This window comes from Bosea sp. AS-1 (genome assembly GCF_002220095.1).
Classification (GTDB): Bacteria; Pseudomonadota; Alphaproteobacteria; order Rhizobiales; family Beijerinckiaceae; genus Allobosea.
Window position 1 is genome coordinate 2403798 of record NZ_CP022372.1, and the last position, 20890, is coordinate 2424687.

General features: G+C 65.8%; 17 protein-coding genes. 10 read left to right on the top strand and 7 right to left on the bottom strand.

Annotation, left to right across the window (positions count from 1 at the left end):
• Window positions 1-9: 9 nt before the first annotated feature.
• From tagF to tssK, 4 genes are read right to left on the bottom strand one after another with little or no spacing between them, the layout of a single operon-like run.
• Complete coding sequence (tagF, locus tag CE453_RS13195) at window positions 10-717, bottom strand: type VI secretion system-associated protein TagF (protein WP_089175008.1); 708 nt, start codon at window positions 715-717, stop codon at window positions 10-12.
• A 3-nt stretch (window positions 718-720) separates the two neighbouring features.
• The gene (gene tssM, locus CE453_RS13200) at window positions 721-4344 is read right to left on the bottom strand and encodes a type VI secretion system membrane subunit TssM (RefSeq protein WP_089175009.1); all 3624 of its coding nucleotides are present in this window, start codon (window positions 4342-4344) and stop codon (window positions 721-723) included.
• A gap of 10 nt (window positions 4345-4354) precedes the next feature.
• Window positions 4355-5803 carry a type VI secretion system protein TssL, long form gene (tssL, locus tag CE453_RS13205; RefSeq protein WP_089175010.1) on the bottom strand — a complete coding sequence of 483 codons (1449 nt, stop codon included), beginning with the start codon at window positions 5801-5803 and terminating at the stop codon, window positions 4355-4357.
• Window positions 5800-7137, bottom strand: a complete 1338-nt coding sequence (gene tssK, locus CE453_RS13210; protein ID WP_089175011.1) for a type VI secretion system baseplate subunit TssK — start codon at window positions 7135-7137, stop codon at window positions 5800-5802. Before tssK ends, tssL begins: the two co-directional genes overlap by 4 nt.
• Window positions 7138-7317: 180 nt before the next feature.
• On the opposite strand from tssK, the gene CE453_RS13215 reads away from it, so the two are divergent.
• Together CE453_RS13215 and CE453_RS13220 are read left to right on the top strand one after the other, a co-directional pair.
• Complete coding sequence (locus CE453_RS13215) at window positions 7318-7818, top strand: PAAR domain-containing protein (RefSeq protein WP_089175012.1); 501 nt, start codon at window positions 7318-7320, stop codon at window positions 7816-7818.
• A 163-nt stretch (window positions 7819-7981) separates the two neighbouring features.
• The gene (locus CE453_RS13220; RefSeq protein WP_089175013.1) at window positions 7982-8335 is read left to right on the top strand and encodes a RidA family protein; all 354 of its coding nucleotides are present in this window, start codon (window positions 7982-7984) and stop codon (window positions 8333-8335) included.
• A 21-nt stretch (window positions 8336-8356) separates the two neighbouring features.
• Here CE453_RS13220 and tagH read toward each other — a convergent pair whose 3' ends face one another.
• From tagH to CE453_RS13235, 3 genes are read right to left on the bottom strand one after another with little or no spacing between them, the layout of a single operon-like run.
• Entirely contained in the window at window positions 8357-9745 is a 1389-nt protein-coding gene (gene tagH, locus CE453_RS13225) for a type VI secretion system-associated FHA domain protein TagH (RefSeq protein WP_089175014.1), read from the bottom strand.
• Between the two features lie 27 nt (window positions 9746-9772).
• On the bottom strand, window positions 9773-10321 hold the full coding sequence (locus CE453_RS13230) for a DUF6931 family protein (RefSeq protein ID WP_089175015.1): 549 nt from the start codon (window positions 10319-10321) through the stop codon (window positions 9773-9775).
• Between the two features lie 11 nt (window positions 10322-10332).
• Complete coding sequence (locus CE453_RS13235) at window positions 10333-12189, bottom strand: type VI secretion system Vgr family protein (RefSeq protein WP_089175016.1); 1857 nt, start codon at window positions 12187-12189, stop codon at window positions 10333-10335.
• 118 nt (window positions 12190-12307) lie between these two features.
• Here CE453_RS13235 and CE453_RS13240 point away from each other — a divergent pair, with 118 nt between their 5' ends.
• From CE453_RS13240 to tssG, 8 genes are all read left to right on the top strand, one after another.
• Window positions 12308-12871, top strand: a complete 564-nt coding sequence (locus CE453_RS13240) for an OmpA family protein (RefSeq protein WP_089175017.1) — start codon at window positions 12308-12310, stop codon at window positions 12869-12871.
• Between the two features lie 85 nt (window positions 12872-12956).
• Window positions 12957-14405, top strand: a complete 1449-nt coding sequence (locus CE453_RS13245; protein ID WP_089175018.1) for a type VI secretion system protein TssA — start codon at window positions 12957-12959, stop codon at window positions 14403-14405.
• 124 nt (window positions 14406-14529) lie between these two features.
• Complete coding sequence (gene tssB / locus CE453_RS13250) at window positions 14530-15060, top strand: type VI secretion system contractile sheath small subunit (RefSeq protein ID WP_089175019.1); 531 nt, start codon at window positions 14530-14532, stop codon at window positions 15058-15060.
• Between the two features lie 56 nt (window positions 15061-15116).
• On the top strand, window positions 15117-16622 hold the full coding sequence (gene tssC / locus CE453_RS13255; RefSeq protein ID WP_089175020.1) for a type VI secretion system contractile sheath large subunit: 1506 nt from the start codon (window positions 15117-15119) through the stop codon (window positions 16620-16622).
• A gap of 139 nt (window positions 16623-16761) precedes the next feature.
• Window positions 16762-17244 carry an Hcp family type VI secretion system effector gene (locus CE453_RS13260; RefSeq protein ID WP_089175021.1) on the top strand — a complete coding sequence of 161 codons (483 nt, stop codon included), beginning with the start codon at window positions 16762-16764 and terminating at the stop codon, window positions 17242-17244.
• Between the two features lie 65 nt (window positions 17245-17309).
• Complete coding sequence (locus CE453_RS13265; RefSeq protein WP_248308058.1) at window positions 17310-17858, top strand: GPW/gp25 family protein; 549 nt, start codon at window positions 17310-17312, stop codon at window positions 17856-17858.
• Between the two features lie 4 nt (window positions 17859-17862).
• On the top strand, window positions 17863-19824 hold the full coding sequence (gene tssF, locus CE453_RS13270) for a type VI secretion system baseplate subunit TssF (protein ID WP_089175022.1): 1962 nt from the start codon (window positions 17863-17865) through the stop codon (window positions 19822-19824).
• Window positions 19821-20873 carry a type VI secretion system baseplate subunit TssG gene (gene tssG / locus CE453_RS13275; RefSeq protein ID WP_472840988.1) on the top strand — a complete coding sequence of 351 codons (1053 nt, stop codon included), beginning with the start codon at window positions 19821-19823 and terminating at the stop codon, window positions 20871-20873. Before tssF ends, tssG begins: the two co-directional genes overlap by 4 nt.
• The last annotated feature ends 17 nt before the right edge of the window (window positions 20874-20890 follow it).

Sequence of the window (20890 nt, forward strand, 5' to 3'; positions counted from 1 at the left end):
GCGCAACCCTCATGACCCGACATGCTCGGGTTCGAGATGGGCATCGAAACGGCCAGTCAGCAATCCGGAGAAGAGATAGGGGTCCGGCAGGGCCTGGCCGATGAGGGCCAGCGGCTCGAAATTCGGCCCGCCGACGGTCCAGAGATATGAGGCATGGGCATAGGCGCGGGCGTGGTCCTCGACGCGGAGCGCCGCCAGCCGCTCCGGGAAACCGGAGGAGATCGCCGCGGTGACGATGGAGCCGTCGGACAGACGCACCATGTCCTGCGGCGGGGCGGCGAGGAGCTGGTCGTCGGGAAGGGGTAGGGCGGCGAGGCGCTGGGCCACCGCCTCATAGCTCGCTCCCGGATCGAGCGCCTCAAGCAGAAAATCCTCGACCGCTTCGAACCATCGGTCCTGCGGGTCGAGCTCCGGCGGCGGGATGGCGGCGCCGGGGCCGGCTGCAGCGAAGATGGTGAGCGGAAAATAGCGACCGATGCCGTCGACCGAGGGCATGAAGGCCCCGGCGACGGCCTGGCCGCCATGGGCAGCGCCCAGCCAGAAGCGCCAGATCGGGGCATTGAGATAGGCCTCCTGCCAGCGCTGGCCGAGTTCGAGCCGGCTCGCGGTCAGCCCGCCCTGCAGCCATTTCTCGTAGACCGCGAGGAAGCCGGAGGGAGCGTTCAGCGCGATGAAGTCGCGCTTGGCGGGGAGCTTGCCGAAGAGGCCGCAGGGCACGGGTCAGATCCCGGAAGGGCAGCGGATTTCCCGCAGCGCCGGCAGGATCAGCGGGTTCTTGAGCGAGCCGACGCCGAAGGCGTAACCCACTTGTCGGCCACCCGCATTCAGCGTGAAGCCGACATTGTCACCCTGCTTCAGCACCGAACCGGCGTCGAGCAGGCGGAAGAAGGACCAGGTGCCGTCCTTCTCGAACAGCTTGGCTTCGCCCTGGGGCGCGGACGAGCCGGAAGAGAAGAAACCGCCGCCGAACATGCCGCCGGAATTGTTGCTGCCGCCGCCCAAGGTCAGCGTGATCGCCGTTTTGCCGACGCCCCCGCCCGGCCACATCACTGGGGCCGGCGTGTTGACGCCCTGCTGGCTCGTCACGGTGAAGCCGTTGATTTCCAGCTTGGCGCTGGATGCGTCAGCCGAGAGCGCGGTCGGCGTCACCACCATCTGGAAGGAGGGCAGGTTGCCGCCGGTCGGGAAGAAGGCCTCCTTGATCTCGCTGGCGCGCTGGAATTCACGCAGCGTCGTCGGCGACAGCGCACGGGCCACGCGGCTGTCGGCGCGCCAGCTCCATTGTGGCTTGGAGGTATCGACGAAGGGTTCCAGCCGCTCCTTGTAGAACTTGTCCATGATCTGGCCGGGCGCGAAGAGCCGGGCGAAATCGGCGAGCGGAACGTCGCGGGCGCTCGCCTTGGTGAAGGGGTAGCGGTTGGTGACGATCTCATTGCAGACGCCGGTGACCTGCTCCGCCAGTGCCTGCCGCAGCAGCGCGACGGTGGCACCGGTCGCGTCGCCTTCGAAGTCATTGACCGCCTGAACGATCATGCCGTCGAAGGGGGCGGGGTAGCGGGAGGAATTGGCGCGGAGCGTCGCGATCAGCGGGACGAGCGCGGCGTTCGCTGCTGCCGACTGGCTCGGGTTGGTCGCCGCGGTGGCGAGGTTCTGGTTGATCTCTGAGAAGGTCTGCAGGAGCTGGTCGACCGGCCTGCGGCCGAGATCGCCGTCGACGAGGACGTGATAAGGCTTGAACTGCGCCTCGATATCGGCACCGAGCGATACGTCGTTGCCACCGGCCAGCACGCGATCGACGCCGGCCGAGGCCATCGGCAGGTTGGTGCCGAGCCGGCCCAGCGCCTGGCTGGCGCGCTGGTCGAGCGTCTGCGCCGCTTGTTTTGCGGCGGCCTCCGCCACTGCCTTCTTCGCGTTCGGCCGCTCCTTGGTGAGCTGCGTCTCGTCGCGCAGCGATTCGAGGATCTGCTTGAAGGGCGAGGTCGCGGCCGAGATGGCGCTGAGCGCGACATAGCGCGGCTTGTCGGCGTTGAGGGGCCGGAGCTTCAGCCGCTTCAGCGTCTTCTGCCAGGTTGCGACATAGTCGCGGCTGTAGAGCTTCATCAGATCCTGGAACAGCGTCGCGTATTGGGCGGTGATCGCCTGCTGGTCGACATTCTCGCCCAGCACCCAGCGCTCCTTCTCGATGCGGTCGCCGATATCGCCGAGCCGGCCGATGAAGGCGTTCTGGAAGCCGTCATAGGTGTAGAAATAGGGCACACGGATCTGGTCGAGGTCTTCGCCACTGAGCCCCTCGAAGACCAGTCGTACATCGGAGCCGCCCCGCTGCGAGGCGACCCAGTCCTTTGCGCTGTCGCTGCGCGACTGCGTCCGCAGCAATTCATAAGCCCGCTCGGCGATGCTGAGGCGGCGCAGCGTGCGCTGGCTCTGTTCGATCAGCGACTGGTTGAGCTTCACTACCGGCTCGCTATCGCCCTCGTCGAGGTCGAGCATTGCGGTCAGATGCTCCTCCAGCGCTTCGCGGCCCTTGGCGTTGGCCGGGCCGGGGAAGAGGTTCTCGGCCCAGTCGAGCCGCATCCAGGAGGTGACGAGGTCGCGGTCCATCTTCGCCTGGCCGCCGATCATCATGTAGACCTTCAGCGCCTCGTAGACGAAGCCGGGGTTGTTGGCTTGCTGCTCGAGCTGCTCCTCCAGCCGGAAGATGATGCGCGGGCGCAGCATTCGCTCCAGACCCTGCTGGTAGGTGATCTCGCTGGCGTTCTGCAGGCGCTCGCGCTGGCTGAGCCCGAAGGTGGCGAGCGTCGGCGTCGGCTCCTCCTGCGTGGCGTAGCCGGCCGGCATGTTCCTGAGCTTGTGCAGCAGCGGCAGGATGCGGCTGAAGTTGCGGTCGGAGATCGTGGTCTCCTGCAGGACCGGCGCTGCGGCGCTGCGGTAGTCGGAGAGTCCGTAATTGGTCGCGGTGATCAGGTCGCTGTTCCGCGAAAAACTTGTCCACCACAGTCCGAGCGCGGCGAGCGACAGGAGAGCGACCGTGGCGAAGCCGGCGATGCGCAGCGCGGTCGAGCGGCGCGCTGCCCCGAGATCGGTCGAGACCCAGCCGGATTCGCCGATCACCACCTTCTGGATCAGCTCGGTGAGGAAATAGCTCTTGCCTTTGCCGGAGAAGGAGGCCGCGCCGGCGTGGTCCGAGCCGAAATTCCGCGAGAGCGCGCCAATGAGCTGGTCGATCGGCGTGCCTTCCTGCGTGCCCGAGGTGAAATAGAAGCCGCGCAGCGTCGCATTGGCGTGGTAGCGCGTCGGCTCGAAGACGCGGGTCAGGAAATCGACGATCGAACGCTTTAGCGTCGCCATCTGGCTCGGGAAGCCGAAGATCTGGGCGCGAGCGGTCGGATTGTGCTCGTCCTGCAAGCGATCGGGCAGACGCTCGTTCAGCCGTTCGATCAGCGCGTCGTATTCCGGCGGTACGTCGCCGATCATGTTGCGGGTCTTGTCGGCGGTCTGGAAGGTGTGGCCCCAGACCATGCGCCGTTGCGGCTCGGTCAGGGAGCCGAAGAATTCGTTGAAGCCGGCGATCAGGTCGGCCTTGGTGAAGACGGCGTAGACCGGGAAATCGACCTTCAGCCGCTCATGCAGTTCGAGCAGGCGGGCGCGGATCGCGTCGGCATGGGCGGCGATTTCCTCCGGCGTCGAGGTCAGCAGATCCTCGACGCTGATCGCGACGAGGACGCCGTTGATCGGCTGGCGCGGGCGGTTGGTCTTGAGCAGGTCGAGAAAGGCGAGCCAGCTCGATTTCTCGGCCTTGGTGTCGGTGTCCTGCGTGGTGTAACGGCCGGCGGTGTCGATCAGCACCGCGTCCTCGGCGAACCACCAGTCGCAATAGCGCGTGCCGCCGGAGCCGGCGACGGCCGCCGGCGTCGAACCACGCGCCAGCGGGAATTTCAGGCCGGAATTGACCAGCGCCGTGGTCTTGCCCGCGCCGGGCGGGCCGATGATGACGTACCAGGGCAGGTCGTAGAGATAGTCGCCGCCCTTGCCGCGCGCGCTCTTCAGTGTCGCGAGCGCGTCCCTCATCGCATTGGAGAGGGCCGCGCCGTCGCCGGTCGATTCCTCCTTCTCCAGCGCCTCCGTCAGCGCGGCGGTGGCCTTGCGGCGGCGGATGACGATGAGCGCGATCCAGCCGAGCGCCCCGAGCATCAGCAGCACCACGACGGGCAGGCGCACCCAGAACGACTCGAACGGCCGCACGTCGCCGAAGGCAAGGAAGGGGCCGCCGAACCAGATCAGCGCGGCAAGTGCGAGCGCGCCGATCAGGATGGCTACGATGCGGAGCCAGGTGGCGAGATTCATGCGCGCCTCCTCAGCCCTGACGCTGGATCAGAATTTCGACGCGCCGGTTCTGGGCGCGGCCGGCAGGCGTGTTGTTCGGCGCAATCGGCGTGTCGGCGCCCTTGCCCTCGAAACTGATGCGGTCGGGCTTGCTGAGCTTGGTCTTCAGCACGTCGCCGACCGCCTTGGCGCGCGCCTGCGAGAGCTCGACATTGGAGGGGAAACGGGCGGTGCGGATCGGCACGTTGTCCGTGTGACCGACGACCTTGACGGCCCCGCCTTCCTGTTCCAGCACCGTCGCGATGCGCTCGATCAGCGGCTGGAACTCGGCACGCACGGCAGCCTGGCCCGGCTCGAACAGGGCGATGCCGGCGAGGCGCACGATAATGACGTTCGGCGTGATCTGACAGGTGATCGGCGGCTGCACCGCGGCGCAGACCTTGGGCGGTTGCGCGGGAGGCGGCGGCGGTGGCGGCGGGGCCGAGAAGACCTTGCGCATGATGCCGATCTCGCCCTTGGGGTGGACGGAGAGCAGGGCCGTCGAGGCGGCTTCGGCATTGCCCGAAAGCAGCGCACGGAAGACGAAATAGACGCCGAGCAGGGCAACGGCCGCGATCGCCGCTACCGACCAGACCGGAATCCTGAAGCCCGCGACGGCCGCCGCGATCGCCTGTCCGCGCCAGCGCGGCGAGAGCTCGGGATCGGGCTGCTTCACCCGACGCAAAGTCTCGAAGAGGTTGCGCTGGATCATCTGCAGGTTGTTGGCGCCCCCCGCGGAGGTGCGGTGGATGCCCTGGAAGCCCAGCGCCAGGCAGGCATGCATCAGTTCCAGCAAGTCGTAATTGACGCTTGGGTCAGCCTTCGCCTTGTCGAGCATCTCGAAGAAGCGCACGCCTCCGATGCGCTCGCCGAAGAAGCGCGAGAGCATGCTGTACTGCGTCCAGACATGGCGGTCGTCGCCGGGGATGTTCTGGACGATGTCGTCGGCGGTGGCGGCGATGACATATTTGGCAGTGCGGGCCGTCTCGGCCGAGACGCCGGCGGCGCGCACCTCATGCTCGAAAGCCTCGATCGAATCGCCAACCTGGCCGAGGAGCTGGGAGAAGGGCGCGTTGGAGAGGTTGGCGCGCATCCGTCCGAGCAGCAGCAGGAGCGGGCCTGCAGCGCGCAGCAGCGGGTTGGCGTTCGGCGTCAGGAGCTGGTCGCGGCGGGGTAGGGATTGGCCGCCATCGGCCGGAGGCGGCGGAGCCTGCCGCTGCTGCGGGATCGGCGCCGGCTGCGACATCCATTCGTCGCCGGTGCCGGGCACGCCGGGCGAGGGCACTTGCGGCGGCTGATAGGGCTGCGGGGCCTGCGGTGCGGCTGGCGCAGGCGCTGCGGGGGCGGGCGGCAGGGGCGCGCGGCGCCCGCCGGGGTTCGGCCTGATGATCGTCCGCTCGGAACGGCCGAACGGATCTGAGGGCGAACCCGGGTCGCTCATCGCCGGCCCTCCAGAACGGCCCAGAGCTCGAGCTCAAGATCGGGCCAGTCACCGGAAAAATGCATGCCGATTGAGCTCGCCGTGCTGAATTCCGGCCAAAGCGGCGAGGTGCGGTCGAGGTAGAAGTATACATGATCCGTCAGCGCGCGGATCTGCGGCGGTGGCGTCGGCAGATGGACGAGGTTGATGCCCGGCAGATGGGCATGGACGATCTCGTTCATCTTGGTATTGGGGCCGACCTTGAAGAGCTGCGGGAACTGCGCCTGGATCTCGGTCAGCGGCCGGCGTGCCGCCACTTCCAGCACCAGCGTCGCATTGCGCACGAGGCTGCGGTCGCGGATCGTCGACATGAAGGCGTTGGGCGCCCGCTCGACGATCTCCAGCCGGATGGCGCGGCGGCCGAGATTGGCCGAGAGGAAGTCCTGGATGTCACGCACAACGGGAGCGAAGCAGTTCTCCAGATCGTCGTGATCATAGGCCGGATAATCGCGGGCACGGCGTTCGGCCGTGGTGAAGGTGGCGAGTTCGCCCGCGAGAGCGACAAAGGTGGTGAAGAGACGCTCGGGGTGGATGAAGCGCGAGCGTCGCATATGCTTCAGCACCGGGATATTGCGATTGAGAAGCTGGAGCACGAAATAGTCGGCGCTCTGCAGGCCGCCGCCGGCGGTCGGATCGGCGGCGTAGCGGGCGAGTTCCTCCAGCTTGTTGTCGATCCAGCCGATGACGCGGTCGAGCCAGCCCTCGATCACGGGATAGGCCGAGCAGATCAGCACCGGCGGCGCGAATTTCTCGTCGAAGAGCACGGCGCGGTCGCGCACTTCCAGGATGCGACCCAGCGCCAGCCCGACATAGCCGGCCTTGGCGCTCTTGCGCAGTTCCAGCGCCAGGCGCGGATGGGCGACGTCGATCTCCTCCTCGGTGCGCAGCGAGGCGGTCGAATCGATCAGCATCTCGTTGGCGGGGACGTAGCGGCTGGCGGAGCCGTTCAGCGTGTCCTCGACCTCGCGGGTATTGGCGGCTGCGAGCGGCAGCGACAGCCAGACGATCTGCCCGGCGGCGTTCTCCGGCACCTCGATCGCGGCGGGCAGGGGACTGTTGTCAGGCAGCGCGAAGGGGGTGCCGTCCGGCATCACGCCGACGGCGCGGCGCAGGCCGATGCGGCTCTGCTGGGCGAGGTCGCGGTCGATCTCCAGCACCGAGAAGCCCCATGGATAGGGCGTGACGTTCCTGACGCGGCTTTCGAGCAGATTCTCGAGATAGCGGTCGTTCTGTTGGAAATGATGCGGCCTGAGGAACAGCCCTTCCGACCAGACGACCTTGCTGTACCACGACATTCCGGTCTCGCTCACTCGAAGGCAGGCATGGTGAGTGTATCCGGGCCGTGCCCCAGCGTCACCAGCCGAAATACTACATCTACCGCGCGCGCGGCGCCGTCATTGACTTGAAGGATGCGGCAGGCAGAGTTTCGCTGCAGTCGTGAAGGGAACGAGTCCGTTCGAGCACGGGAGGCGACCATGCCGAAAGGTCCTGCCGCACGCGTCACCGATCCGGTCATCCATCCGCTGCCGGGCATCCTGCAGCCCGGACCCGGCAGCCCGAACGTGCTGATCGGCAGCTTGCCGGCCTGGCGCGGAGTGCCGGCTGCTGCGGCCGCCGCGATGCAGTCGGCCAAGGCGGCCTCGGACGCCACTCTGCAGGCTGCGGCCGCGGCGACGCTGGCTGCAGCGGGCACTCCGGGCGCGCCTGCGGCCAAGGCCGCCGAGGAAGCGGCCAAGACCGCTGCGCTTTCAGCGATGAGCTCGACCATCACCGGCGGCGCCGGCGGTGCCGACATCCACAACTGCCTGACCCTGATGCCGCCACAACCTCACGGTCCGGGCGTCGTCATCGACGGATCGCAGACGGTGCTGATCAACAACCTGCCGGCCTGCCGCCTCGGCGACACCATCCTTGAAGCGTTGGGACCACCCAACAAGATCGTCATGGGCCTGCCGACGGTGATCATCGGCGGGTGATGCGGAATCGATTCAAGAACCTCGCATAAATCGTTAACGCTGAATCCTTTTTCCTGGCCGGAGGGCTCGCATTGGGCGCGAGCGGCTGCGGCGACGCCGGCTTGACCGACGTCGAGGCGGGCCCCAAGCGGAACAGCCTCCATCGAACCCTGAAGGATTCGCCATGACCATCGAACGCATCGGGCTGACCGCCCGCTGGTGCGACGCAGCCATCTTCAACGGCATCGTCTTCCTCGCCGGGCATGTGCCGGAGAAGACGGAAGGGCGCTCGCTGACCGAACAGACCGAAGAGGTGCTGGCGCTGCTCGAAGAAACGCTTGCCGATGCCGGCAGCGGCAAGGATCGTATCCTCAGCGTCCAGATCTTCCTGGCCGATATCGGCAAGATCGGCGAGATGAATGCTGTCTGGGACAAGTGGGTGGCGAAGGGCCATGCGCCCGCCCGCGCCACCGTCGAGGCGAAGCTGGCCTCGCCGGGTTACGGCATCGAGATCACGGCAGTGGCGGCGAAGCGGTAATCGCCATCATCCCGGCGGCGGCTACTTGCCGCCGCGATCGTAACACTCGGCGAAATAAATCATGAAGGCGTCGACCAGCCCGTCCTCGTAAGGGGCGGTCTTCGCCTCCCAGCGCGCGACATAGGCGTCCCACATCTTCGCCTTGCGGGAGCCGATCAACCCGCCGATGCCGCCATCCGGCGCGGTCGATTCCGCGATGGCCTGCGGGTCGAGGTCCTCGACCAGCATGCGCAGCGCGTGCTGCATGGCCGAATAGGTCTTGATCTGATGCGCCTTGAGGTCGCGGAAGCTCTCGTCGAAAGCGCGCTTGGCGTCGAGATAGCCGCTCCGAGGCTGGCCGAAGATCAATTGCAGTGCGTCGTCCACGGTAGGCGAGAATTTTAGCGGGTTGTTGTCCTGCGCCTGGATCATCGTCTGGTTGGTGCTGCGAGCGATGCGCTTGCTTTCGGCGCGCGCGGCGAGCAACGCCTTGAGTTCCTCCGCGATCAGCCGCATCAATCCGCCGAGTTGCTCGGCGAAAGCGCCCGGATCCTGCGTCGACAGGGCTTGCGGCGAGACGCCGGCGCCCTTGGCGAAGCGCTGCATGAACTCGCCCATCGAGATCGCGCCAGGGCCGTTCGACGGCATCGGCTCGGGCGCGAAAGTGGGGGCTGGCGTCGGTGCCGGCACAGGCTCGATCGGCGCCGGATCGGGCATCGGCTCGGCGGCTGCCGGCTCGTCCCAAGGGTTCGTCGATGCCGGGCTGTTCGCGACCGGCCGGCGCGGGGTGGGGATCGGCGCCACCGGCTCGGGCTGCGGGGCTGAAGCCGGCTGCAATGGTGCCCAGGCGAAATCGTCGCCTTGCGGAGGTGAAGGGGCCGGCGCTGGCCACCCATGGGGCGGCGCGACAGGTGGTGCGGGCTCGGCCGCCGGCGTCGGGATATCCGCGGCCCAGTCGATGAAGCTGGCGTGCACGGGTTTGGCGTGGCTGGGCGGCATCAGGTCGCGGCGCGCGATCGGCGGCGCCGCGTCCCCGCTCGGGGCCCAGAGCGATTCCGGACTGGCGGCATAGGGAGCCGGCGGGGCAGCCTGCGGCGAAACCTGCCCGGCCTCCTCGTCGATGGTCACGGCGATGATGTAATGGCCGATCTCCAGCCGATCGCCGTGCTGGAGGCGATAGGGCGACTGCACGCGATGCTCGCCGCCATTGACGTAGGTGCCATTGGTCGAGATGTCGCGCAGCCACCAGGCGCCGTCGCGGAAGCGGACCTCGCAATGGCGGCCGGAGACGGCGCGCGATGGGTCGGGCAGCGCCCAGTCGAGATGCTGGTCGCGGCCGATGTCGAGGCCGCGGCCGCCGCTCGTCGTCACGCTGAGCGGCCCGCCATCGGGTAGGGAAGTCTCGTTCTCGATCGTCAGTGTCAGCGCCATCACGGACGTCCCGTTCCGACCCGCACGTCAGCGCTTGCCGGCATCGTCTTCAGCCAAACGAATGCACGCTTCGACACAGGCGCGCAATGCACCTTCGCGGTCGCGCGCCGGCAGGCGGTTGATCGCATTGAGCACGGCGATGCGTGCCATCTTGGCAGTCAGATCCGGCGGCGTGGGGATCGCGTGGCCTTCCGACATGCTGCCGCCGGAATAGCCCGCGGCCCAGGCGACGAAGGTGCCCGGCCGGGACCGGTCGCCCGCCTGCGCCTGCCGGAGGGCTTCGAAGCGCGTCCGGTCGCCGGGCTCGCGCACCCAGGCTTCGGCCGCTGCGAGGCCGGGGTCCTGCGTGCCGGGGGGCTGCATCGCCCGCACCGCCTGCAAGGCCCACCACACCGTCTCGCGACGCGGGAGCAGGAAGGCGCAGAAGCCGGCCGCCTCCATCGGCGCGGGCCCCTTGAGCAGCCGAGCCAGGAAGGTGAGCGGCGGCTCCGTCGTCGGCGGCATAGTGACGGCCTGATGGGCGGCCGGATAGGTCTCGAACACTTCGCGGGCAGTGCTGAAGCGCAGGCGTGACATGGCGGCTCCGGCTAGTTGATCGTCACCATCGGGGCCTTCACGACGAGCGTGCCGTCGCTCTTGACCTCGGTCAGGGCCTGGCTGTGGATCGTGATGGTCGGCGATTTGATCTCGATGCTGCCGGGCGTCATCTTGATCGTACTCTCGCCGACCTTGAGGTTGATCTCGGTCAGCGCCTCGACATCGAGCTTGCCGTTCTGGATGTCGAGCTTGTCGTTGCCGAGCTTCAGCGTCGTCTCGCGCGAATAATTGCTGCCTTGGAAGCGTTCGCCGATCTCGCGGGTCTCGATGTTGTTGACCGTGACCTTGTGGTCCTTCTCAGCCCGTATCTCAAGGACTTCGCTGTCCTTGAGGTCCTCGAACTTGATCTCGTTATAGGTGTCGGGAAAGCCGGCATGGTCGGTCGATTCCGACTTGAGGCCGGATTGCGTCTTGTTCGCCGGAAGATCGTAGGGCGGCTTGTGCTGATCGTTGACGACGGCGCCGACCACGAGCGGAAGGTCCGGATTGCCCTCGATGTACTCAACGATCACTTCCTGGCCGATGCGCGGGATGACCTGGCCGCCCCACCCCTTGCCGGCCCACATCTGGGCGACGCGGGTGCGGCAGGAGGTCGAGCCGTCCTCGCGATCCCAATGGAAGCGCAGCCAGATCCGGCCGTATTCGTCGACGTCGATATCGCCTTCCTCGCCCTGGTTCTTCTCGCCGACGACCTTGGCCGTGTGCGGGCCGTAGACCTTCGGGCGCGGGGTGTGCAGGGGCGCCCGGAAGCGCCGGTCGCTCTTCTGCATTTCGAAGGAGCCGCTGTAGAAGGCATCGTCCTGATGGCCGGAGCGGTAGCTCTGGTTGCCGAGGGAATGCGTCGCGCGGACGACCAGATATTCCGTGTTCTCGGCGCTCGCAGGATGATCACCGAGCTTCATCAGCGCGCCCGGATAGAGGCTCGGCGCCTCGCCACCGGCGTAGCGACGGTCGTCCTTCGCCTGCTCTGCCTGGGCCCTGACGCGGGCGAAATGCTCGCCCTGGTCGCGCTTGGTGTAGGTCGCCGGGTAGTCATAGGCCTCGTAGGACTTGGCTTTCGCGAAACCTTCTTCGGCCCTGGCGGTGAGATCGGATTCCGATTTCTCGAAATCGTAATCCTTCAACTCGACCTTGCCGGTGCGCAGCCGCCGGATCGTCGACCATTGCGTGAGGTGCTCGACCTCGGCGCGCGGGAAGCGGTTGCCGCCCGGCACGAAGGCAAAGATCGAGCTGTCGCCCTCGAAGGTCGGCTCGGCGCTCGGCGTCACCAGATCGTGCCCCGAGCGGGAGTCGCAGAGCACCAGCTTGTGGTCGCCGTCGCTGTGCTTGAAATAGTAGTAGATCCCGTACTGTTCCATCAGCCTCAGGACGAAGTCGAGATCGGTCTCGCGATACTGGACGCAGTAGTCGATCGGCTGCAGCGTCTCGCTGGTACGATCATCGAAACTCGCGGAGCTCTCCTTCTTGAAGATCTCCTTGATGATGTCGAGCGCCGTCTTGTTCTTGAAGATGCGGCAGTCGGAGCGCTGCGAGAGCAGCCAGAGCCAGGGCCTGAGCGTGAAGCGGTAAATGTAGAGATCATCCTGCTGACCGAGCCATTGCGCATCGATCAGCGTACCGTTGAGGACACGCTCGCTCTTGTTCTTGAGCGTGAACTTGATCGAACACTTCTCGCTCATGATGCTTTGCAGGTCGGCGTTCTCAGTCTTGCTGGTCGCTTCGATGTTATAAGTAAATAATTCACTCAAAGCCTCATCCGCATCAAATCGGATAAGTGAAAATTCGTCTTTGCCGGCTGGCGTCACAAAAGACGCAATTCTTTTTTCTTGAGCTGGATTCGAGGGCATCAACGAAACCTCTCGTCGATTGAACCTAAATTACGCTTGACGCAACTAACCGTCAGAGTCATCGTCGACTCCTCAAGTCTTCGTTCGCCGAATGGCACAACTCATTGGGAGAGCTCCCATGCGCAGGCAAGCCGCACTCATTGCTTTCGTCGCTTTGACGGGCCCGATGGTTCTCACCATGGCCGGAAGCGCCGTGGCGCAGACCTACAAGGCCGACGACATCGTCAAGCATTTCCAGCCCGATGTCGGGCCGAAGCCCGCCGCCGGCGTGACGCGCGGGCTGTGCATCGGCACAGAAGCCGAATGCGCCAAGGCCGGCCATGCGGTCGAGGTGGCCAAGCCGCCGAGTTCCTTCGATCTGGTGGTGAAGTTCAAATACAATTCCGACGTGCTGGAGCCCGAGGCGAGAGTGAATCTCGACGAGTTCGCCAAGGCCCTGAAGACGCCGGAGCTCACCGGCAAGACCTTCATGGTCGAGGGGCATACCGATGCCGCCGGTACGCCCAACTACAATATGAACCTGTCCGAGCGGCGTGCGGAGGCTGTCGTCCGCTATCTCGGCGAGAAGGGCGTCAACACTGAAAACCTCGTCGCCAAGGGGCTCGGACAGACGCAGCCGCTGGTGGCCGATCCGCTCTCCGGCGAGAACCGCCGCGTCGAGACGCGGCTGCGCACCAACTGAGCGTAGGGGGAGGGCGCTTGCGGCGGCCCGGTCCATCGACCGGCCGTCGCGCCGCCGAGCGGAACGAGGCATTCCGGGGAGACGCATGGCTGCGCTGAATTTCACCGAACTGTCGAAGCCGATCGCCGAAGACGGACCCTGCGGGCCGGACCTCGAGGACGATACCGATTTCATGAACGTCACGGCGCGGATCGAGGTCGCGCTGCCGACTGCGTATTTCCGGCGCGACGATGAGGGCCAGCAGGTCGCCTTCGACCGCTCGAGCATCGAGTTCCCGGCCGCCTTCGCCGATCTTGGCAAGCTGATGGCCCGCTCGCAGGACCTGAGGCTGTTCGTGCTGGCCGCGAAGCTCTCGATCCTCAACCGCGATGTCGCGGGCTTTACGGCCTGTCTCTCAGCCATGGCGGAGATCCTCGGCGAGAACTGGGATGCGGTGCATCCGCGCGCCATGGATGGCGACTTCATCATGCGGGAGGTCGCGCTGCAGGGGCTGGATGAGCTGCCGACGGTGGTGCTGCCGCTGCAGCACGCGCCGCTGTTCGTGAGCCGGCGCATTGGTCCCTTCATCTTTCGCAGCCAACTCGTCGCGAGTGGCGAGACGAAGCTGGTCGAAGGCGAGCAGCATCCCGACGCCAGTACGATCCAGGCGGCGCTGAGCGAGATCGACGTCGACGACCTCACCGCCGTCCTGGGCCAGATCAACGCTGCGCGAGACGCGCTCGCGCGTCTGCGCACGATCTGGCTCGAGAAGGTGGGCGTCGATCATCCGCTCGGCTTTCCGCGCCTCGCGGCGCTGCTGGACCAGATCGCCGGCTTTCTCGACACTGCGGCCGCGCGGCGTGTGCCGGGCCATCAGGCCGCGGCGGCCGCGCCGACGGCGAACGATGCACAGAATCCGGCAGCCAGCACCGTAAGCTTCGGTCCGGGCAGCCTTTCGAGCATCCTCCAAGTGAAGGATACGTTGGCCGGCTGCCTCGGCTACTTTCGCAAAACCGAGCCGTCGAGCCCGGCTGTCCTGCTGATCGGGCAGGCGCAGCAGCTCATCGGCAAGTCGCTGATCGAGGTCATCCAGATCATGTTTCCGGAGCATGTCGACAAGGCGGTGCTGGAGATCGGCGAGTCGCGCCGGTTCCAGCTGCCGCTCGAGCGGCTTCCGGCGTCGGGCAACTCCAGCTTCGCAGCCGAGGAGGAGAGCTATGACAGCGCCTCGGACGGCGGTGACGAAAACGACGGCTATGGTGATGACGAAGCCAACGACGAGGCTGAATCTGCCGTAGAGGAAGTTGAAGAGGAGCCGGTCGTCGAAACCGAGATCGAAGCCCGCCCCGCGGAGGTCGCGACGGTCGTGATCGGCAGCCGGGCCGAGGCGGTCAGCGCGATGAAGGCCATCGCGGCCTTCTACCGGCAGGTGGAGCCCTCGCATCCGACGCCACTCCTGATGGACAAGGCCTGCGCCCTGGCGCAGCATGATTTCATGTCGCTTCTCGGCAATATCCTGCCCGAGGTTGCGCAGCTGCCGGAGACCGACAGCTAGGACAGGTTTTTAGTTTTGATTTGAACCTTTCGTCACGAAGACGAGACTATATCGAAGAAGCGTGAAGTTCTATAGAGTATCACGCAGCGTCAGCGTGGTCCGATTTCCAGAGGGGGCATGCGTCATGGCCGGAGATTCAGGGCAGAAATTCATTCGCCGCAACAGGCCCCCGCGGGTGCATATCACCTACGAGGATCCCTACAACGCCGAGCAGAAGATCGAGCTGCCCTTCGTGATGGGCGTGATGGCCGACCTGTCGGGCAATGCCTCGGCTGTCGAGAAGCCGGAGATCTCGCAACGCAAGTTCCTCGACTTCGACATGGACAATTTCGATCAGCGCATGGCCGCGATCGAGCCGGCGGTGACCTTCAACGTCCCCAACAAGCTGGGCGAGGACGAGAACGAGAAGCTCTCCGTCGCGTTGAAGTTCAGCAAGTTCGAGGACTTCAACCCTGCTGCCATCGCCCGCCAGATCCCCGCAACCGCCAAGCTGCTGGAGGCGCGGGAGCAGCTCGCCAACCTGCTGCGCTACATGGACGGCAAGATGGCCGCGAGCGACCAGATCAAGGCGCTGCTGGCGGATCCGCAATTGATGGCGGCGCTCAAGGACAAGCTCGGCAAGGGCGAGAAGCCCGAAGGCGAAACGCAGAACTGAGGCAGGGCGCGGACCCGCCCGGCGGGACCGCAGGCGGCTAAGCGAGCGAGGCGGCAATGGCAGCGGAAGCACAAACCCAACAGCCCGGCGGGGCGACAGTCGAGACGCGCGAGATCGACGATTTCTCGTCCATCCTGAAGCAGAGTTTCAAACCCAAGACCGAGCGCGCGGCGACCGAAGTCGAGAACGCGGTCGCGACGCTGGTCAACCAGGCGCTGGCGGACTCGACCCTGATCAAGGGCGACGTCATCGACACGATCGAGGAGATGATTGCGCGGCTCGATGCCAAGTTGACCGAGCAGGTCAACGAGGTGCTGCACGCGCCGGAATACCAGAAGCTAGAAAGCGCCTGGCGGGGCCTCAACTACCTCGTCTTCAACTCCGAGACCGACGCGCAGTTGAAGATCAAGGTGATGAACGTCTCGAAGAACGAGCTCTACCGCAACCTGAAGACCTATCCCGGCGCGCGCTGGGACCAGAGCCCGCTGTTCAAGCAGGTCTATGAGCAGGAGTTCGGCCAGCTCGGCGGCCAGCCTTTCGGCTGCCTGGTCGGCGATTATCACTTCAGCCATACGGCGACGGATGTGCAGCTTCTGCGTGACCTGTCGAAGGTCGCCGCTGCCGCGCATGCCCCGTTCTTCGCCGGTGCCGATCCCAATCTGATGGGAATGGACACCTGGACCGAGCTCTCGAACCCACGCGATCTCGGCAAGGTCTTCGATACGCCGGACTATGCGGCCTGGAAGGGACTGCGCGACGCCGCCGACTCCCGCTATGTCGGCCTGTGCCTGCCCCGCGTGCTGGCCCGAGTGCCCTATGGTGCGAAGTCGGAGCCGGTCGAGGAGTTCGCCTTCGAGGAGGACACCGACGGTCACAAGGGCGATAAATACGCCTGGATGAACGCGGCCTATGCGATGGCGGTCAACATCAACCGCGCCTTCAAGGAATATGGCTGGTGCACGCGTATCCGCGGCGTCCAGTCGGGCGGCGAGGTGCTGAATCTGCCGACCCACACCTTCCCGACCGACGATGGCGGCGTGGACCTGAAATGCCCGACCGAGATCGCGATCAGCGACCGGCGCGAGGCGGAGCTGGCCAAATCCGGCCTGATCCCGCTGATCCATCGCAAGAACACCGACAAGGCCGCCTTCATCGGCGCCCAGTCGCTCTACAAGCCCAAGGCCTTCTCGGGGCCGGACGGCGTGGCGGCGACCGCTTCCGACAACCTGTCGTCGCGGCTGCCCTACATGTTCGCGGTCTCGCGGTTCGCGCACTACCTGAAGTGCATGGTTCGCGACAAGATCGGTTCCTACAAGGAAAAGGAGCCGTTGCGCCGCTGGCTGCAGGAATGGATCACCGAGTATGTCGACGGCGATCCGGTCAACTCCAGCGAAGAAACGAAGGCTCGGCGCCCGCTTTCCGACGCGCGCATCGACGTCTTCGAGGACGAGGAGAACCCTGGCTACTACTCGGCCAAGTTCTATCTGCGGCCGCACTTCCAGCTCGAGGGCATGGATATCGGCCTGAGCCTGGTTTCGCGACTGCCAGCTCCCAAGCAATAGCCGCCATCTGACCCGCAGGTGACGGTGACAAGAGAATTCTTCGGCGTGCCGGCCGGTCGAGGCGGTGCGACAGGAGAAGTGCGCCCGCAACCCGCTCGCGTGAGCGAGCATGTCCATCATTCATATTTCGGAGGCTGTTATGGCTAGAGACTATCTGCTCCAGATCGAGGGCATCAAAGGCGAAAGCAAGGACAAGGCCCACAAGGACACGATCGAGCTGCATTCCTTCAGCTGGGGTGTGACCAACCCGGGCACCTATGCCTCCAACTCCGGCGGCGGCGCCGGCAAGGGCAGCTTCCAGGACCTGCATTGCTCGTCCACGGTCAACAAGGCCTCGCCGAACCTGGCCAAGGCGTCGGCAAGCGGCAAGCACATCTCCAAGGCGATCCTGTATGTGCGCAAGGCCGGCGGTAAGCAGCAGGAATACTATACGGTCACTCTCGAAGATATTCTGATTTCGAGCTATCAGAGCGGCGGATCCGGCGGCGATATTCTACCGATGGACTCCTTCTCTCTGAACTACGCGAAGATCAAATTCGAGTACAAGCCCCAGAAGGATGATCAGACTCTCGATTCCGCGATCGAGATGACCTGGAACCTCAAGGCTGGTGACGAGAAGTGATCTACTTGCACCGGCTCCGGTGATCCTGGAGCCGGTGCATCGTCTTGTTCGTCGAACGGAAGTCCATGGCTGAACCCGTTTCGAAGAAGCGGCTGCGTCCGCCCCTGATGTTCGCATTCCGCGAGGCGCATCTGGAGAAGGATGCGAAGGTCGCGCTCGACCTCAGGGACGAGGGCGGCGAGCGCGTCATCGCGCAACGGCGAGCCGCGACCCGGGCCGCGATCACCGAGCCGAAGCTGCGTCGCGAGATCGGGATCGACCTCGACGCGCTGGTCAACACGATCAACCTCGGTTCGGTCGAGGATCTCTCCGGGCTGGAACATGTTCGCCGCTCGATCCTGAACCACGGCTTTCCCGATATGACCCGGCTGTCGATCGACGAGCACCGCGTCGACGTCATCCGCGAAGACCTCGCTGCTGTGCTGATGAGCTACGAGCCGCGCCTGATCCGCAAGTCGATCGCGGTGGAGCGCGACGAGACACTCGACCGGGCGGAGCTGAAGGTCCGCTTCCTCGTCCGTGCCGATCTCAACTGCGATCCCCTGAACGTGCCGGTCCAGTTCGTCGCCGACCTCGAACTCGATACCGGCAAGATCGCCATCAAGGGGCGCTGATGCGATGAACCAGGAGTTTCTCGATCTCTACAATCAGGAACTTCGGCTGTTCATGGAGCACAGCAAGGAGTTCGCCGAGGAGTACCCAGGCATCGCCGAACGGCTCGGTGGGCTGGTCGGGGAGCGCATGGACCCGATGGTCGGCGGGCTTCTCGAAGGCGCGGCATTCCTGGCCGCGCGCGTGCAGCTGAAGCTCAAGCACGAATTTCCCGAATTCACCAACAACCTGCTCGAACAGTTCCTGCCCAATTATCTGGCGCCGACTCCTTCCGCGCTGCTCGCCGGTGTCATGCCGCCTTACTCCGACCCCGGCCTGCGCGAGGGGGTGCGTATTCCGCGCGGCGCCTATCTCGACGCGACCTATCTGGAACGCGAGCGGCGCATTGCCTGCCGCTACCGTCTTGGCCGCGCCATCACGCTCTGGCCTTTCGAGGTCACGGCAGCCGAATACATCCCGACGCCGGGAACGCTGCAGGCGCTCGGCTTGCAGACCGGCCCGCGTGCGCTTGCGGGCTTGCGCCTGACCCTGACGCATCGGGTGATGTCCGATCCCGAACAGGAGCCGACGCCGGCGCAGTCGCTGAAGAACCCGGCGAGCTGGTTTGCCGGCTGCCGGACGAAGGAGCTCTCTTTCCACCTGCTCGGTGGGGAGGGCGATGCGGTCGCTCTCTACGAGCAGCTTTTCGCGAATTGTGTCGGGATTCATTTCCGGCATCTCGACGAGTTCGGCGATCCGGTGGTGACACGAGGCGAGGGCTGCGCGCTGGAGCAGATCGGCTTCGACGAGGACGAGGCGCTGCTGCCGGCCGACACCCGTGTCTTCCGCGGATTCGAGCTCCTGCGCGAGCTCTTCTGGTTTCCGCGCAAGTTCCTCGGCTTCAAGCTCACCGGGCTGGCCGGCATCATGCCGAAGCTCACGGCCAAGACGGTCGAGCTGATCTTCGTCTTCGACGAGGTCAACAGCAGGCTCTCCAGTGCCGTGCGCAAGGAGATGTTCGCGCTCTATGCCGCGCCGGCGATCAACCTGTTCGAGAAGACGGCCGACCGCATCCCGGTGAAGAGCAACCAGCACGAATTCCATGTCGTGCCGGACAGGAGCCGGGCGCTCGATTACGAACCGCACAGCATTCTCTCCGTCCATGCCCATTATGCCGGTGGGCGCGAGAAGCAGCCGGTGAACCCGCTCTATTCCTCGCCGGAAGGTGCGTCGCCCCTGCATGGGCTGCATTACACGCAACGCCGCCTGCCGCGGCGGCGCTCCTCGGCGGAGCGGCGGCAGGGGCGGGCTTCCGATTACACCGGCACGGAGATGTTCATTTCGCTGGCCGAGCCGGCGGGGGTGAAGGACGGCGCCTCCGTCGCGGAGCTCAGCGTCCGGGCGCTCTGCTCCAACCGGCATCTGACCGAGCATCTGCCGACCGGCATCGGCGGTGCCGATTTCCGGCTGATCGACAACGTCTCGCTCGATGTCTCCTGCCTCGCCGGGCCGACGCCGCCGCGCGAGCCGATCGTCTCTCAGCTGCGCCTGCGGGCCGAGACAGCCTCGACCGGGGTCGTGACCTGGCGATTGATCAACCTGCTCAGCCTGAACCAGCTCGGCCTCGTCCAACGCGGGGCGGGGCAGAATGGCGAGGCCCTGCGCGAACTGCTCTCGCTTTTCGCCGATCTCGCCGACAGCGCGACCGAGCGGCGCATCCGCGGCATCAAGGACGTCGACAGCCGTCCGGTGGTCCGCCGCTTCCCGCAGCGGGCCGGGACGGGGGCAGGGCGCGGGCTCGAGATCACGGTGCTGCTCGATGAGAAGGCCTTCGAGGGCTCGGGCGTCTTCCTGCTCGGGGCGGTGCTCGACCGCTTCTTCGCGGAATATGCGGCGATGAACCATTTCACCCAGACGGTCATCCGCACGGTCGAGCGCGGCGAGGTGATGCGCTTTCCGCCGCGCGCCGGTTCGAGGCGAATCCTGTGACGGACGACGCCAACATGCCGCTGGAGAAAGCGCCGAGCTATCAGGCGCAGCTCGAGGCCGAGCCCTGGCGCTTTGACTTCTATGCCGTGTTGCGGCGGTTGGAGCGCAGCTTCCCGGAACGCGGCCGCATCGGTGACACCGTCTCACGACTGGACGAATATGTCGCGCTGGGCGAGCAGGCCTTCCTCGATTTCCCGGCCTCGACCATCGCGGAGGCCGGCCGCGATGGACAGGGACGGCTCAGGCTGTTCGTCAAATTCCTCGGCCTGCTCGGCCCGCAGGGTGCGCTGCCGCTGGCGACGACCGAGGAGAGCTATCACTGGCAGATCGCGCGGGACGACGCCTTTCCGCGTTTCCTCGACATCTTCAACCACCGTTTCCTGCAGCTGTTCTACCGCGCCTGGGCGGATTCGCGGCCGATCGCGCAGCACGACCGGCCCGATCTCGACCGATTCGCCGCCTATATCGGCAGCATGATCGGCGTGGGCTCGAAGCCCTATCTCGGTCGCGACAGCGTGCCCGATCCCGAAAAGCTCGCCCATGCCGGCCTGATCGGTGCGCAGGCGAAGTCGGCCTCGCGGCTGCAACGCTTCCTCGCCGGACTGTTCAAGGCCGATATCGAGATCGAGCAGTTCGTCGGCATGCGCCTCAGCTTCGACCCGGCTGACCGGACGCGGCTGGGCGGGGCGCATTGCACGCTGGGCGGCGACGCGCTGCTCGGGGCCAGCGTCTACAGCGTCGAGGACAAGTTCCGGGTGAAGATCGTCGCGCGCGACCTGGAGCAGTTCGAGCGCTTCCTGCCTGAAGGCGACCGCTGCGCGCCGCTGGCTGATGCGGTTTTCCTGCATCTCGGCGAGCAGTTCGAGTGGGATGTCGAGCTCGCTCTGCCAGTGGGCGAGGTGAAGCCGGTCAGGCTCGGTCAGTCGGGGCATCTCGGCTGGACGAGCTGGATGGCGCCGAACTGGACCATCGAAGAAGGCGCCCTGCGCCGCGACGCCCGTTTCCATCCCGCCGAGCGCATGCGCCTGAAACGCAGCCGCGCCGCCTGAGACTGACACAGAAGGGG

Coding starts and splice junctions, on each gene's coding strand:
- CE453_RS13215 (WP_089175012.1), top strand. CDS start 7,318: ATGCCGAAAGGTCCTGCCGCACGCGTCACCGATCCGGTCATCCATCCG.
- tssL (WP_089175010.1), bottom strand. CDS start 5,803: ATGAGCGACCCGGGTTCGCCCTCAGATCCGTTCGGCCGTTCCGAGCGG.
- tssB (WP_089175019.1), top strand. CDS start 14,530: ATGGCCGGAGATTCAGGGCAGAAATTCATTCGCCGCAACAGGCCCCCG.
- tssK (WP_089175011.1), bottom strand. CDS start 7,137: ATGTCGTGGTACAGCAAGGTCGTCTGGTCGGAAGGGCTGTTCCTCAGG.
- CE453_RS13230 (WP_089175015.1), bottom strand. CDS start 10,321: ATGTCACGCCTGCGCTTCAGCACTGCCCGCGAAGTGTTCGAGACCTAT.
- CE453_RS13245 (WP_089175018.1), top strand. CDS start 12,957: ATGGCTGCGCTGAATTTCACCGAACTGTCGAAGCCGATCGCCGAAGAC.
- tssM (WP_089175009.1), bottom strand. CDS start 4,344: ATGAATCTCGCCACCTGGCTCCGCATCGTAGCCATCCTGATCGGCGCG.
- tssC (WP_089175020.1), top strand. CDS start 15,117: ATGGCAGCGGAAGCACAAACCCAACAGCCCGGCGGGGCGACAGTCGAG.
- CE453_RS13220 (WP_089175013.1), top strand. CDS start 7,982: ATGACCATCGAACGCATCGGGCTGACCGCCCGCTGGTGCGACGCAGCC.
- CE453_RS13260 (WP_089175021.1), top strand. CDS start 16,762: ATGGCTAGAGACTATCTGCTCCAGATCGAGGGCATCAAAGGCGAAAGC.
- CE453_RS13240 (WP_089175017.1), top strand. CDS start 12,308: ATGCGCAGGCAAGCCGCACTCATTGCTTTCGTCGCTTTGACGGGCCCG.
- CE453_RS13235 (WP_089175016.1), bottom strand. CDS start 12,189: ATGCCCTCGAATCCAGCTCAAGAAAAAAGAATTGCGTCTTTTGTGACG.
- CE453_RS13265 (WP_248308058.1), top strand. CDS start 17,310: ATGGCTGAACCCGTTTCGAAGAAGCGGCTGCGTCCGCCCCTGATGTTC.
- tssF (WP_089175022.1), top strand. CDS start 17,863: ATGAACCAGGAGTTTCTCGATCTCTACAATCAGGAACTTCGGCTGTTC.
- tagH (WP_089175014.1), bottom strand. CDS start 9,745: ATGGCGCTGACACTGACGATCGAGAACGAGACTTCCCTACCCGATGGC.